Annotated in this window: 16 protein-coding genes and 1 pseudogene; 4 read left to right on the top strand and 13 right to left on the bottom strand. The window is 33.4% G+C overall.

Annotated features, from left to right (window positions below; all coding sequences use genetic code 11):
- Nucleotides 1–9: 9 nt before the first annotated feature.
- A complete protein-coding gene (locus GXW81_RS06565; RefSeq protein ID WP_161531688.1) occupies nt 10–1554 on the bottom strand; it encodes a PglZ domain-containing protein in 1545 nt (514 codons plus the stop codon).
- A 150-nt stretch (nt 1555–1704) separates the two neighbouring features.
- Nucleotides 1705–2580, bottom strand: a complete 876-nt coding sequence (locus tag GXW81_RS06570; protein WP_161531689.1) for a pirin family protein — start codon at nt 2578–2580, stop codon at nt 1705–1707.
- Nucleotides 2581–2728: 148 nt separating this feature from the next.
- On the opposite strand from GXW81_RS06570, the pseudogene GXW81_RS06575 reads away from it, so the two are divergent.
- Together GXW81_RS06575 and GXW81_RS06580 are read left to right on the top strand one after the other, a co-directional pair.
- Nucleotides 2729–3229 (top strand): annotated as a pseudogene (locus GXW81_RS06575) (RNA polymerase sigma factor).
- Between the two features lie 14 nt (nt 3230–3243).
- Nucleotides 3244–4023, top strand: coding sequence for a hypothetical protein (locus tag GXW81_RS06580; RefSeq protein WP_161531690.1), 780 nt, complete (start codon nt 3244–3246; stop codon nt 4021–4023).
- A gap of 8 nt (nt 4024–4031) precedes the next feature.
- Here the strand turns inward: GXW81_RS06580 and GXW81_RS06585 are convergent, their stop codons facing one another.
- The 9 genes from GXW81_RS06585 to GXW81_RS06625 all read right to left on the bottom strand — a co-directional run bounded on the left by GXW81_RS06585 (nt 4032) and on the right by GXW81_RS06625 (nt 11738).
- Nucleotides 4032–4718, bottom strand: coding sequence for a 5'-methylthioadenosine/adenosylhomocysteine nucleosidase (locus GXW81_RS06585; RefSeq protein WP_161531691.1), 687 nt, complete (start codon nt 4716–4718; stop codon nt 4032–4034).
- 62 nt (nt 4719–4780) lie between these two features.
- Complete coding sequence (locus GXW81_RS06590) at nt 4781–5269, bottom strand: ecotin family protein (protein WP_161531692.1); 489 nt, start codon at nt 5267–5269, stop codon at nt 4781–4783.
- A gap of 115 nt (nt 5270–5384) precedes the next feature.
- Nucleotides 5385–6152, bottom strand: coding sequence for an ABC transporter permease (locus tag GXW81_RS06595; protein WP_161531693.1), 768 nt, complete (start codon nt 6150–6152; stop codon nt 5385–5387).
- Nucleotides 6145–6858, bottom strand: coding sequence for an ABC transporter ATP-binding protein (locus tag GXW81_RS06600; protein WP_161531694.1), 714 nt, complete (start codon nt 6856–6858; stop codon nt 6145–6147). The genes GXW81_RS06595 and GXW81_RS06600 overlap by 8 nt, the downstream gene beginning before the upstream one ends.
- 15 nt (nt 6859–6873) lie before the next feature.
- On the bottom strand, nt 6874–8118 hold the full coding sequence (gene nosD, locus GXW81_RS06605; protein ID WP_161531695.1) for a nitrous oxide reductase family maturation protein NosD: 1245 nt from the start codon (nt 8116–8118) through the stop codon (nt 6874–6876).
- A gap of 38 nt (nt 8119–8156) precedes the next feature.
- Nucleotides 8157–8570: a nitrous oxide reductase accessory protein NosL gene (locus GXW81_RS06610; protein ID WP_161531696.1), complete on the bottom strand. Its 414-nt coding sequence runs from the start codon at nt 8568–8570 to the stop codon at nt 8157–8159.
- Nucleotides 8571–8575: 5 nt separating this feature from the next.
- On the bottom strand, nt 8576–9157 hold the full coding sequence (locus GXW81_RS06615) for a hypothetical protein (protein ID WP_004919512.1): 582 nt from the start codon (nt 9155–9157) through the stop codon (nt 8576–8578).
- A 67-nt stretch (nt 9158–9224) separates the two neighbouring features.
- Complete coding sequence (nosZ, locus tag GXW81_RS06620; RefSeq protein WP_161531697.1) at nt 9225–11231, bottom strand: Sec-dependent nitrous-oxide reductase; 2007 nt, start codon at nt 11229–11231, stop codon at nt 9225–9227.
- Between the two features lie 12 nt (nt 11232–11243).
- Nucleotides 11244–11738, bottom strand: coding sequence for a c-type cytochrome (locus GXW81_RS06625; RefSeq protein ID WP_107046325.1), 495 nt, complete (start codon nt 11736–11738; stop codon nt 11244–11246).
- A 133-nt stretch (nt 11739–11871) separates the two neighbouring features.
- Here GXW81_RS06625 and GXW81_RS06630 point away from each other — a divergent pair, with 133 nt between their 5' ends.
- Nucleotides 11872–12270 carry a c-type cytochrome gene (locus GXW81_RS06630; protein ID WP_161531698.1) on the top strand — a complete coding sequence of 133 codons (399 nt, stop codon included), beginning with the start codon at nt 11872–11874 and terminating at the stop codon, nt 12268–12270.
- Between the two features lie 4 nt (nt 12271–12274).
- Nucleotides 12275–12637: a hypothetical protein gene (locus GXW81_RS06635; RefSeq protein ID WP_161531699.1), complete on the top strand. Its 363-nt coding sequence runs from the start codon at nt 12275–12277 to the stop codon at nt 12635–12637.
- On the opposite strand, the gene GXW81_RS06640 is transcribed toward GXW81_RS06635, so the two are convergent.
- Together GXW81_RS06640 and GXW81_RS06645 are read right to left on the bottom strand one after the other, a co-directional pair.
- Nucleotides 12622–13857 carry a hypothetical protein gene (locus GXW81_RS06640; protein ID WP_161531700.1) on the bottom strand — a complete coding sequence of 412 codons (1236 nt, stop codon included), beginning with the start codon at nt 13855–13857 and terminating at the stop codon, nt 12622–12624. The two genes, GXW81_RS06635 and GXW81_RS06640, sit on opposite strands and share 16 nt — an antisense overlap.
- Nucleotides 13858–13883: 26 nt before the next feature.
- A complete protein-coding gene (locus GXW81_RS06645) occupies nt 13884–14477 on the bottom strand; it encodes a Crp/Fnr family transcriptional regulator (protein ID WP_161531701.1) in 594 nt (197 codons plus the stop codon).
- Nucleotides 14478–14497 lie beyond the last annotated feature (20 nt).

Consider the following 14497-nt stretch of genomic DNA (forward strand, 5'->3'; position numbering starts at 1 on the left):
TTTTTATTTTTATTTGGGTTCTAGAATGCAAAATGGAATAATGCATTCCTCCAAAGAAATGCCACCGTGCTGGTAGGTTTCTTTATAATAATTAACAAAGTGATTGTAGTTTTTTGGATATGCTAGAAAGGTATTATTCTTAGCAAATACATACTTACTACTTAGATTACCTTTGGGTAGGAATAGCTTTTCGGGCTGGCTAATAGCCCACACATCAGAATCTTCATAAGAAAGGCTTTTCCCTGTTTTGTAGCGGATATTGGTGGAGGTTTCTCGGTCGCCTACAACTTTGCTTGGCTTTTTAACATAGATGGTGCCGTGGTCTGTAGTGATGATGAGTTTAAAACCAGACTCTGCGGCTTGTTTAATCAATCTCATAATAGGGGCGTTTTCAAACCAATTTAAGGTAAGAGAACGGAAAGTTTTATCATCTCTAATCAACTGATTAACGATAGAATTATCCGTTTTGGCGTGGGATAAAATATCTATAAAATTATAGACGACTACTACCAAATCTTTATTTTGATGCTGATGAAAATCTTCTAAAACCTTTTGTTCAAAATCAGAGTTTAAGACTTTAATGTACTTCATTGTTTTAGAAGATAATCCTAGACGCTTCATTTGGTCTTTTAAGAAATCTTGTTCGGCTTCATTTTTATTGCCTTCTTCGTTGTCGTTCAGCCATTGGTCAGGAAATCTTTTTTCTATTTCGGAAGGCATCAATCCAGCAAAAAAGGCATTTCTTGCATACTGGGTAGCTGTAGGTAAGATGCTGTAATATGAGGTTTCTAGAGTTTTGTTATAGAATTTAAGAAACAATGGTTCAATGACTTTCCATTGGTCGTACCTTAGATTATCTATCATAAGTAGCAGAACTTTGTCATCCTGCATTTCTGGTTTTACCTTTTCTTTAAAAAGCGTATGGCTCATAAGAGGTTTCTCATTTGAATTGAGCCAATTTTCGTAGTTTCTTTCTATAAACTTGGCAAACTGTATGTTGGCTTCCTCTTTTTGAGATTGTAGCAAGTCGGCAAATTCGTTATCAAACACCTTATCAAATTTAATTTCCCAACCCAATATTTTTTTGTAATAATTACTCCAATCTTCATAAGTGTTAAGATAACTTAACTCCATACTTATGTTTCTGAACTCTTGCTGATATTCTTGCTTGGTTTGTTGTTCTACAAGGTCGTCGCTTTGTAGATTTTTTTTCAAAGAGAGCAGAACTTGGTTAGGATTTACAGGTTTTAAGATATAATCGGCAATTTGCGAACCTATGGCTTGCTCCATAATGTGTTCTTCTTCGCTTTTAGTTACCATTACAATTTTCATTGCTGAATTTTTTTCCTTTAGTAACGGTATGGCATCTAGCCCAGAAATACCAGGCATATTTTCGTCCAAAAGCACTAATGAAAAACTTTCTTCATCTAATATTTCTAAGGCTTCATTAACATTATTGATGGGCGTTACCTGATAACCTTTGTTTTCTAAGAATACGATATGAGGTTTTAATAAATCTACCTCGTCATCTATCCATAATATTTTTTTAGCCATAACTAATTCTTTATTTAATTAAGTGTGCTTGTAACACTCTTCTTTAGTTTTCCAAAGATATAGCTAAACTCACTAATATCTAGCCAAAGCATTTATAAAAAAAGTTAAATTTGAGTTAAATAAAAAAGCAGGTTTTTAGCCTGCTTTTCGTTAATCTTCTAAGACTCCGAATTTGTTGTTTTTAAAGTCATCAAAAGCCTGAATAATCTCTGCTCTAGTGTTCATTACAAACGGACCATGAGCGGCTATAGGCTCGTTAAGTGGTTCTCCACTAAGGATAAGCACAACAGCATCATCTAGGGCTTCTATGTTGAAATCTTCGCCACTATTTTCAAACAAAACTAAGTGGTCTGTAGGAGCTTCTTCCTCTTCGTTTACAATAATGTTGCCCTCTATAACCAAAGCAACGGTGTTAAAATGAGCAGGGAAACTAAATGAAGCTCTAGCACCTTTTTTTAGTCTTGCATTCATCATATGTATTGGGCTGAAGGTACTTGCGATACCTTTGTTACCATTGTACTCTCCTGCAATTACTTCTACCCAACTATTTTCGCCGACAGAGACTTTAGGAAACTCTGTATGTTGTATAGATTGGTATTTTGGAGGACTCATTTTATATTTGGCAGGAAGGTTTACCCACAGTTGCACCATTTGGAAAATGCCACCTTTTTTACTCCATTCAGTTTCGTGATATTCTTTATGGAGTACACCGCTACCAGCCGTCATCCACTGTACATCGCCTTCTTGTATAATGCCACCGCCACCTGCACTATCGTGATGCTCTACTTTACCTTGATAAGCTATGGTTACGGTTTCAAAACCACGATGAGGGTGTACGCCTACGCCTCTAGGGGTTTGGGAAGGTTCAAAATAAAACTTAGAATTGTAATCCATCATAATGAAAGGATCCATTCTTTTCATATCTAATCTAAATCCGCTAGGAATAAAATTATGTACTCTAAAACCATCTCCTACAAAATGTGCAGGTCTAGGAGCGACGATAAGCTCTATTTTTTTAGTATTCATTTTGAATGTTTTTTATTTAAACAAAGATACCTTAAACCTTTACCTTAAAGCATTGATCTAGGATAATAAAAAAGCACTAAAAAAATATATTAAAATATTTTTGTAACATTTTTGTAATTTGGATACTTACTCTACATAAAAGCTAATGATGTCTCTGGAAACAGAATTTTTACAACAAATAGAGAAGCATAAAGGGGTTATTTTTAAAATATCCAAAATGTATATGGATAATAAAAACGACCAAGAAGATTTGTTTCAAGAGATTATCTATCAAGCGTGGAAATCGTATCCGTCTTTTTAAGGCAAGAGTTTATTTTCTACTTGGCTTTATCGGGTAGCTCTTAATACTTCTATTGTTTTTCTAAGAAGTGATAAGAAAAAAATAAATACTTCTGATATAGAGCTAAGTACGATAAATAAGAGGGTGGAAAATAATGATGTTGAACAACAGCAATTGGAACTTATGTATAAAGCAATACAACAGCTAGGTGCAATAGATAAAGCGCTTATATTCTATTATTTAGAAAATTATTCTGGCAAAGAGATAGCAGCTCAAATGGGAATAACAGAGGTGAATGTAAGAGTGAAACTAAATAGAGCTAAACAAAAATTGAAAACTTTGATTAACGAACTTAGAACTCAACAATAAAAAAATCAAATATTATGGAACTTGATAATATAAAAGATTTATGGCATAGAGAGAAGGTATCAGACCTTCCTAATATTTCTTTGGAACAGCAAAAGGCGGTAAAAACACCTTTGGAAAAAATACGAGCGAATATGAAGATGGAGTTTTGGACTACACTTCTTTTGATGATTCTTATAGTTCCGCTTTATTATTCTCAAATAAAAAATGCACAACAAGGGAGTTTGTTTTTGTTGTTATATCTTATTTCAATACTTATAATTGTTTATTATTTTGTTAAGTTTTATTCGTTGTATAAAACTATTAGTACTCAAAATTTCCAAACCTATCACAATTTGCTTAATCTTAGGTACGAGTTGGTGCTTAATACGGAGCTTTATAAATCTTACTATATTTCGTTTGTTCCTATATTATTTTCTGTATTTCTTTTATTTTTGGATTTGAATAGTTGGAATGGAGTGATGTTTGTTGTTGTGAGTTTGTTTATGACTTCCATTATTATGTATGTTATGGGAAAAGTTTGGTTGAGAGACGTTTATGGTAATTATGTTGTTGAAATTACAGATTTGGTGAGTGAGCTGAGTGATGAATCTAATGATTTTAAATTCAATAGAAATTCATTAAGTCATCAAGGGAAATATCAAATATTTCAAAAAACAAAACACTTCTTTGGAAAAATCTTTGGAAAATACGCTACTCTTGCCAACTGGATTTTTTGGTTTTTTATATTGATTGCCATAAGTGGCATCATAGGATATATGATAGGGTATTTTAGTATTTTATTGGGTAAAATATAAAAAATCAACTACAAACTTTTAATTAAATCAATATTGATTTCGGCTGAGATTTTTCCAGCTTCGGTAACAAATGTATCAAAAGAAACCGTAGTGTCTTCTCCCGCAATATCCGAAATGGCTCTTAGAACAATAAAAGGGGTTTTCATTTGGTGGCATACTTGTGCGATAGAAGCCGCTTCCATCTCCACGGCTTTGGCGGTACGGAAGTTGTCTTTAAGCCATTGGAATTTTTCAGGACAGTTGATAAATGCATCACCACTAATTACTAAACCTTTATTAGCGTTGATGCCGTGTTTTTTAATAACAGCCTCAGCTTTTTCTACATAAAAGGAATCGGGTATGAAAGCTGGAGGCATTTTAGATTGTTGTCCGAGTTCGTAACCAAAAGCCGTTAAATCCACATCGTGGTGGCGTACTTCTGTAGCGAGGATAATATCTTTTACTTGAACCTCTTTTAGTCCACCTGCCGTTCCTGTATTGATGATTAAATCAGGAGCAAAATGATTGATAAGTAAACAAGTCCCTATAGCCGAACTTACCTTGCCAACACCAGAAAGTAAAACAATAACTTCGTGGTTGGCAATAGTCCCAATGTGAAATTGAAATGAGTGAATTTCCTTTTTGATAGGATTTTCTAAAGCATCACACAAATGCTTTATTTCAACTTCCATGGCTCCAATAACGGCTATTTTCATAGGTTTTATTTTAAATAATTAAACCACAAAATTACGAAAACTCACTGTAAATATCATTGGATTTATGGTAGTTTTGTAGGAACTTCTTCGTTTTGTTGGTTTTTAACCTTAAGTTTAATTTCGTAGCCTTTTGGATAAAAAATGATAATAGGAGTATTACTTGTATAGTTGATAGTTTTGCTTTCTCCAACCACAAATTTGTTAGTAAGCGTCATATCAGGGCAAGCCATCATGGTTGAACGCATATTACCATCAGTATCGTAGAAATAGTAAGAAATGTTTGTTTCTTGGTCTTTTTTCTCTTCAATATTTCCTAGTAATCCATACGAATTACAATCTACTTTGTGCCATTTGCCTGGAGTCATTTCTAGAAATAACTCTTTTTCATTAGATTTTTTCGGAAGGGTTATGCTGAGATGTTCATAGCCCTCCATTTTTTTTGTGAGTGTGCTTATGTTTTTAGGTTCGTTCATATTATTTTGCTTTTGTGAGTTGCAACCTACTAGTAATCCAATGGAAATTACTCCTGTTAGCATCGCTTTAAAAACCATGACTTTAATTTTTATTTCTTATGCTACGAAGTTACAAAAAAACGAATATCAAACTAAAATCGAAGTTTATTTTTATTTAATTGAGACCAGAGCAATTAAATATGAAACATAATATTTATAAATCTTTTTTTCTGAATTTAAGTAAACTTGATAAGAAAGGAAATATAATCCAAATCAGAAGAATAAGAACAGAAATATACACTCCACCACCTGAACCAAAAATTGATTTAAAAATTGCTCCTGAATAGCCTAGCATTCCAGAGATATCAAGCTGTAGTTGTACAAAAATACGGGTAAGCCCTATAGGACTAAGTGAGGCTAATACAACTATTAGTTTTTCTATAGGGTAATCTGAAAATTGAAACATCAAGATAAGTAACAAACTGTCATAGATGATATTAAAAAATACCCAAATGAATAGAGCTATTCCTATTCCTTTTGTTTTGTCATTAGTAGAAATAGAACTATACGTGGCTAATGAGGTAAAGCTTATGCAGAGTAACATACCACCTAGTAAGACACATAATCCGTAAGTAAGTGTAGAATACAGAATAATGGGAATGCCACAGCCAGCTAAAAACACTAATAGTTGAGATAGCGATAACCCTAAAAAAGTTCCCGTCCATATTACATCTCGTTTAATAGGCTGAGTAGAAAGAAGTTCTATGAATTGTGTACTGTTGTATATGTAGATTACTGAAAATACAATACTAAATAGTGGAACTACAAAAAGTACAATATTTAGTAGATTGAGATTAGCCTTTATCTGATTGCTTTCTAATCCTAGAATGGCCCATGATATAATAAATAACATGAGCGTATACACAGCAATAACTTTGCTCTTTAAAATATCAGTTAGTATGAACTTTGCGATTTTATACATCTTGTACTTGTCTTAGTATCGTTGTTATGGCTTTTGATAGGCTATCCTCTTGTGTACTTTGCTTTATGTCCTCTACATTTTTATGAAATATCACTTTCCCTTCTGATAAAAATATGACTTCATCTACAATTTGCTCTAAATCACTGAGTAAGTGTGACGTAATGATAATTAGCTTTCCTTTTTTTTGTTCTTTTATGATTTTATGTTTAAGGATTTCAGCAGCAATAGGGTCAAGTCCCGCAGTAGGTTCATCTAAAATGATTATTGAAGGGTTAAACATAAAAGCTATTATGGCACTGACTTTCTGGATTGTACCTCCAGAAAGATTGCCCATTCTTTTATTCTCTATTTTTGTTATATCATAGGCATCTATAAGCTCTATATCTAGTTTTTTAGTTTGTGAACGATTATTTAAAATTATATCTAGAGTTTCCCTTATAGTCATATTCTCAGGGTATTTCCCTATCTGAGGCATGTAGCCAATAATTTCACGGTAATGATAGCTTTCTGAAACATCATTCCCATTAACCAATATTTGTCCAGACTCAACAGTATTTAATTCTAAAATGCTCTTAATTAGAGTGGTTTTTCCACAGCCGTTTGGACCAATAAGAGCAATAGCTCTCCCAGTTTTACATGAAAGATTAATATTGTTGAGAGCTTTAAATTTGCCGAAAGTCTTGGTAAGGTTTTTTATTTCTATCATTTAGTTATTTACTCATTAAGTATTGTTTCGTTTTATCAAAGGAGTTTCGTCTACAAAACTATCAGGTGTAAGACTTGGCATGAGTTTTTCGGAACGATTCATCAGTTCCACAAAAAAAGTTCCGAAAAGAATCATTATCATAGGGTTTTGTTCTGATATTACTGCGTAAAGACTTAGAGGGTAAAAAGGTATATCGCCTACACCATCTTTATCTATATCATAGCCCTCATACTTATCCCAATAGTTGTTTTTAAAGGTGTTAAGAAAAATGCTGCCACTGGTACTTACATCAAAAATATTTGCTATAAAATTATTATTAAATAGTTTATTTTCAATACAATTAGCGTTTATTCTTAGTCCCCAACCGTTGTCTTTAAATTCGTTGTAGTAAAAATCAATTTTGGAGGAGCCATCCATAAAAACACCTACGGAATTATTCTGAAAAGTATTGTGTTTTATTTTACTAAATGATAAATCTTTCAGTAAAAGTCCGTAGACATTTTCACCCTTATTATTCAAAAATTTATTGTAGCTCATTTCTACATTCCTACTATACATTACAGCAACCCCAGCTTCATTTTGTCTAAAAACATTAGCAGTATAAACATTGTTGTGTGAGAACATAAAATGCAGTCCGTAGCGTTTGTTTTTTAAGGATAAGTTTTTAAAAATGAAGCTGTTGTTTGTTTTTTCTAGGTAAATACCATCTTTATGTCCAGAGATGAAATTTCGTTTAATCCAAATTTCATTACTAGACCATACATGAATTCCATCTCCGATTGATTCCTGAGAAATCCCTCTATTAGTGGTAATTTTATTGTTTTCAATCAAACATCTTTCGCCTCTTTGAACCGTAATTCCAAAATAATTATTTTGAAAAATATTATTTCTGATAACAGAAAAACGACTGTCATATAACCTTACCGCTCCAATATTTCTGACTTCATCAGCTCCAGAATTTATGATTTTAAAGCCTTGAAGAGTGATGTAATCTGACCGAAAAGATACTATTTCATGTCTAAACTCACCGTCCAATACAGGGTAATTGATGCCAATTAAGGTGATTGACTTATCTAAATTTAGATTACCTTCTTTGTAATGTCCAAAATAAACCATGAGCGTGTCTCCATTATTAGCTTTTTGGAGAGCTGATTTTATGGTGCTAAACCTCTTTCCTTCTCCTACAAAATAGGTTTTAGCAAAGGATAGTAGGGTAGTTGTAAGACAAAAAAGAATTAGTAATCGTTTTAAAAACATCATTCTGAATTTAATCAAGGCTTTTTTTGGAAGATGTTTTTTTAATTAATTACAGAAGCTTGTAATCTATGGGCTTCTTTAATAGCTTCATTCTTATTTTTAAATGTGGCTATATTACCACTCATAGGGCTTTTTACTTGTCCCCCTGTAATTTTGAATGCCTTTTCTAAAGGGAATAATTCTGAGGTTAAAAAATCGGAAACAAATAGTTTGGCGTTACCTATTTTTTGTGAATTTTCTCTTGTGTAGGCTTCCATACATACCAAATCATCAAACTTGTATATCCTGCCTTTTTCAGTAATAAGTTCGGTGGCATATCGGGAATCTTGAATTGTCATTTTACAGTGTGAACATTGGTCTTTACCTAGTTCTATGGCTTCTACATTTTTGTTGTTACATGAAAAAGAAGTGAATGTGATAAAAGCTAATAATAAAGTTAAAATATAATGTTTCATAAGATTTAATTTTTAGTGTTTTTAAATTCAAAAAAAGAAAGTATAAGTGCAACTAATGCTACTGTTATCATTATCCAGCCTCCTGTATAAGGGTAGGAGTATGCACCAAAATTTAGGAGTTGCTTATAGCCTAAGAGAGGAGGTTGGTAGGTCATACCAGGAACTACAATGGCTGCATCTGGTTTAAGGTTATGCCCATAATCATATTCCCATAAATAAAAATCTACCATAAAGGCGATACCAAACAGTGTGAATAATATGCAGAACGAGTATAGTCCTATAATCTTTCTAAACCAAGCCACTGCAAAAGCAAAAACTGCAAAAAATACTAAAATATAGGGTAGTACTTTAAACTCCCAAAAATCCTCTTGATGGATTTCTTTCATTCCGATATAATGATTTAACCCATTAATGATTTGGTAATCGCCAGAAATTTTGTTGGCATGGAGGTACATTTCTAGACCTTCAGGATACTGTGGGGCTTCTAAGTAAATTACCCAAATAGGGACAAAAATACTTACTATGAGAGCTACAGCACATAAAATAAGCAGCCGAACAGAAAGTGCTGATAGTTTATTGTTTTTCATTGCAGCTTATTGTCTTCTATTATTATTTTTATTTGTAAAGGGCGGTAGATGTCCGCCCTTTCTTTTTTTATTTAGTTTCAGCTTTTTTTACTGGACCTTGGGCGTTGTCTGCTTTATTGTTAAGGCTAAACAACAGAGGTGTTGAACTTCCTGCTGGTGAAACTCTTACATAGCCTTGCATTTCTTGGTGTAGAGCAGAGCAGAAGTCAGTACAGTACATAGGGAACATTCCTGCCTTTTTTGGAATCCACTTAAGTGTGCAAGTTTCTCCAGGCATAATGAGGAGTTCTGCATTTTCTGCACCCTTAATCGCAAATCCATGAGGAACATCCCAGTCTTGTTCCAAATTGGTTACATGGAAATAAACTTCATCACCAACTTTAATACCCTCAATATTATCAGGAGCAAAATGAGAACGGATGGAGGTCATGTAAACATGAACTTTATTACCATCTCTAACTACTCTAGATTCACCTTCACCTTTGGTTACATAAGGGTGTTTGTTTTTAGAAATATCATAGAATTTTACTTGCTTATCTGCGATGAGTTTTGCAGGAAGAGCTTGTGCGTAATGAGGCTCTCCAAATGTAGGGAAGTCTAGTAAAAGTTTCATCTTATCACCACTAATGTCATATAACTGTGCAGACTGAGCTAGTTCTGGACCTGTAGGTAAAAATCTATCTTTGGTAATTTTGTTATAAGCCACCAAATATTTACCGAAAGGCTTCTTAGAGTCTCCCCCTGGAATCATTAAATGTCCTACAGAATAGAATGTAGGTTGACGATCTAAAACTTTGAGAGTTTTGATATCCCATTTTACAACCTCCGAAGAAACAAAGAATGAAGTATAAGCATAACCTTTATCATCAAATTCTGTATGAAGAGGACCTAAACCAGGTTTTTGAACTTCTCCGTGTAGGGTAGATTCGTATTTTAGAATAGGAATGCCGTCATATTCTCCAGCAAACTCTTTGTTTTTGATAGCATTCAGCATTTTACTGAAGCTATGTACAGGAATCAGAGCTGCTAATTTACCCGAACCTACAATATACTCACCTGTAGGGTCTATATCACACCCATGTGGTGATTTAGGTGTTGGCATAAAGTAGCATAAATCTTTAAGTTCTTTAGCTGATAGCACCGTTACTTCTTGTTCCATTGTAGAACTACCTGTATGGGTTTCCTCATTCCATTTATTGTGTGCGTATTGGGTTTTTACCTTTCTCCCTTTACCTGCTTTCACATATTCTTCTGCTTTTTTCCAGTCTAAAGCCATGATGAAATCTTTGTCAAATTGAGAAGCATTAACTTCTAATAGGCTATTAGCCTGCTCTGAATTATAACAAGAGAAGAAGAACCAGCCATGAGATTTACCTTTGCCTGCATGAGATAAGTCGAAATTGACACCAGGAGCTTCTATTTGAAAAGCCAGTTTCATTTCTCCTGTTGTTTTATCTACTTTTACAAAGGAAATTACGCCTTTAAAATTTTCTTTAAAACTATTAATGGGTACATCACCATTAGCATCATCAGTAGGTACAGAAAAACGAGTTCCAGCTACTACATACTCTGTATTTTCTGTAATAAAAGGAGATGAATGATTTCCTGCGGAGTTTGGTAGCTCTAAAACTTCCACTGTTTTAAAGCTAGAAAGGTCTACTCTTGCGATGCGAGGTGTGTTATTAGCGTTAGCAAAAATCCAACGTCCATCAACTTCTCCATTGGTTTGTGAAAGTTCAAGGTGATGCTGGTCATCCCAAGGAATAAAACCATGTGAAGTTTCTAACATGGGCTTAGTTTCTTCACTATAACCATAGCCATTTTCGGGATTTACGGAGAATATAGGAACTACTTTTAGTAATCTCCCGCTAGGTAAACCATAGACTCCCATTTGTCCGTTAAAACCACCGCTGACAAAATTATAAAATTCGTCATGTTTACCCGGTGCCACATATACTTTTTCTGCTGCATCACCAGCTACAGCATTTTCTGTCCCTTTGGGTTTACAACTTTCTAGGGCGTAGATGCTCCCTAGAAATAGTGCCGAATAGCCTAATATTTTATTTATCTTCATAATTGTAATGTTTTATTTTGCACCATCAATTTGTCTCATATATTCCAATATATTTCTCGCATCTTGATCGCTTAAACTTTGGTTAGGCATTCTTACCATACACTGTTCTAGTTGTTTTTGTAGTTCAGGGTCTTTGTCAATCATTGGGTCTGGATTAGTAATAAAATTCATAATCCAAGGAGCGGTGCGGCGTTGGGTTACACCTTTCCAGCCTGGTCCTACTAATTTCTCATCACTTGGTTTATGACAAGAAATACACTTGACTTCCGCAAGTTTTTCACCTTCGGAAGCCATGGTTGCATCAAATTTGGTTACATCTACATTACTAGTATTAAATTTGCCTAGCCCTACTTGAGGGTCATAGCTTCCTTCTGTAGAAGGTGTTTCGTTACTTTGAGTTGTTTCTGTAGAGGTTACAGATACACTATCTTCAGGCTTATTGTTTCCGCCGCATGATAAAGCGGACAAAACTGCCCCACTCATTAAAAATAATTTAAGCTTTTTCATTTTACAAATAGGTATTAATGTTTCTCTGACAAAGGTACCTTTATAGTAGGGCTGTAGCTTATGATTCGAATCATAAAATATTGGGTTTAATTTATTGACATTTGTATGATAATTTTATAAAAATCTTTTTATTATGAAAAAAATATTGGTTTATACACTAGGTATTATGACTATCATTGGGTGTAATCAAAAAGATGAGCAGAAAGAAAATAGTCTAGCTAAAGAAAGTAATATTATGCTTGAGGAACCAGCTCCTAAAGAAAATACAAATTTACCCAACAAAGACGAAGGATTGGTACTTATAGAAGGAGCGGATTGTTTAGGATGTCATAAAGTGGACACCAAATTGGTAGGGCCTTCCTATCAGGATATAGCAAATAAATACACTGATGCTGATGTGGATATGCTAGCTAAAAAAATAATAGAGGGAGGAACAGGAAATTGGGGAGAAATACCAATGACTCCACACTCTGGTATGAGTGAGGAAAATGCAAAAAAAATGGTAAAATATATTCTAAGTTTAAAACCATAATTTTATGAAACTAATTCATTTGTGTTCTGTTTGTTTGGGGATGGGGTTGTTGGTAGCCTGTGGTAAGAAAGAAAATGCCACACCATCTCCAAATCTTACAGAAGAACAAAGTCTTTTGCAACCTAAAAAGATTTATAAAGGTACTGATGGTACTACTATTACAATTGTTTATTTTGCAAAAGGTGCTGAGGTAGCAGTAAATTTAGAAAAAGATGGTGTAAAATATGAACTTAATGCCAAAGGAACTAATCACGATGGTAATCCTATTTTTGTAGGAGATCATCTCTCATGGGAGATTTTTCAAGATGGACATTCGGGAAAGTTGACCCATGAGGGAGAAAATTTTATTGTTTATAAGGAGGAATAAATTTCCTCTTTATTTTTTTTCTTCAATCCAATAAAAATAAGTGTGATGGCTAATACGATAGCAACAGAAATCCACCATAACATTATAGGAGACCAGCGCCAATATATACCAACTAAAGATAATAATCCAATTTGGGCGAGTATCAATTCGTTTAATAAAACAAAAACTAAATACAGAATCAATCCTATTTTAGTGGTTTTAGATTGATGAAAACCATATCTCGTTATGATTTGAAGTAACAAGAAACTGCTAATGCAAGCCAATAGTATCAAATGTAGATAGGCAATAACTATTGCTCTGAAACCAAAAACCCATTGGCTTATTTCTGGAATAGCTGAAAGTTGTTGTAATATTACTTTAAAAAAATAAGATATAATAACGATACTAAAAGTTATTTTTTCTAATGAGGTATATTTCTTTAGAGAAATTTTGAGGTACTTTTTTATTAGGCATGCTAATCCATATATTGCTAAGAGTTGAATGATATTCCCAAGTAGTGATATTCCTAAAAGCCACTTAGAGTTATCTATCCAAGTGATAGATAAGGCATAAGAACATAATGTAGATAAAGCAAACGCTCCAAAAATAAGCGAGTGTTTATCGGAGTCTTTTTGTTGTAGAGGTAAGGTGCTGAGTATAATACCTATGCACGAGAGTACAAAAAAACCATTGTACTGAAAATGAAGATAGAATAGAGTAGAAGCCCAATATAAAGATTGGTGGATAATCCCAAACGCTTTCATATAAGCTAAACTGAAAACTCCAAGAGAGGAAAAGCTAGCAAAAAATAAACCTCCTAAAAACCAAATTTTAGAAAAATGTTGTATTTGTGTATAATCCTTTATCCATAAAGATAGCATTCCGAAACTCAGAAATAGAGCTATTGCAGACCAAAATATAGATCCCCAATAGTAGCCTCCGTACAGAAAAGAAAATAGCATACCATATGATGCTACAAAATTTAGGATAATAATGATTTTGTATTTATACAACCTCTTAGCTGGTAATATTTCTTTTGCGGAGTGTACCATAAGTAGGTATATTATTGAACTTACCCAACCATAAAACGCAAAATGTGAGTGTGCTTCCTGAAGATGCTTTTGATTTAAAAAAGATAAGGACCAAACAATTTTATATCTCATTATGGCACCTAAAACCGCTACTAAAATAAAATTGAAAAGTCCAAATTTTATTAACAATCTATCCGATATTTTATTCATAAGAAGTCTGTTTTTTAATTTTAAGATTAGTAGTAAACCTTGCCTCTCAATATTTTTAATAGCCCTTTTTTTTCCATTTTTTTAATGGTTCTTATTACCGTTTCTACTGTTAGTCCTAGCATTTGTGCCATTTCGTTTCTGGTTAATTTTATGAGTGTCTCTTCTTTTTTATCTTTTTTATAGCTGTTCAAAAGGTTCAATATTTTTTCTTCAGGATTTTGGAACATAATGTTTTTCAGAGTATCGCTTTTACCTAGTGCTTTAGCAGCAATAGCTTTCATAAAGGCGATATTCCATTCAGGGTGAGAAGAGAGAAATTCCATAAAATTAGCTCTTTTAATTTTGATAATTAGAGCCTCTTTGGAAGTTACTTTTACTGTTCCAGGGAAGGGTTTTTCTAATAATGTGGCAGGTTCTCCAAAAAAGGTATGCTCTTTTACCTTGTGTTGTAAAAACTCTTTTCCGTCTTCAGTAAAATGATACACACATAAATCCCCTTGTTTTAGATAATAGAAAAAACGAGATATTACCCCTTCCTCAACTATGATATCATCTTTATAATGTCGTTTTTTAACGGCATTTGTTTTTTCTATAAAATGGCTATCCACTTCTAGGCTCATGGCTTTATATTTTTACGGAT

The sequence above is a fragment of the Riemerella anatipestifer genome (genome assembly GCF_009932355.1).
Lineage (GTDB): Bacteria > Bacteroidota > Bacteroidia > Flavobacteriales > Weeksellaceae > Riemerella > Riemerella anatipestifer_E.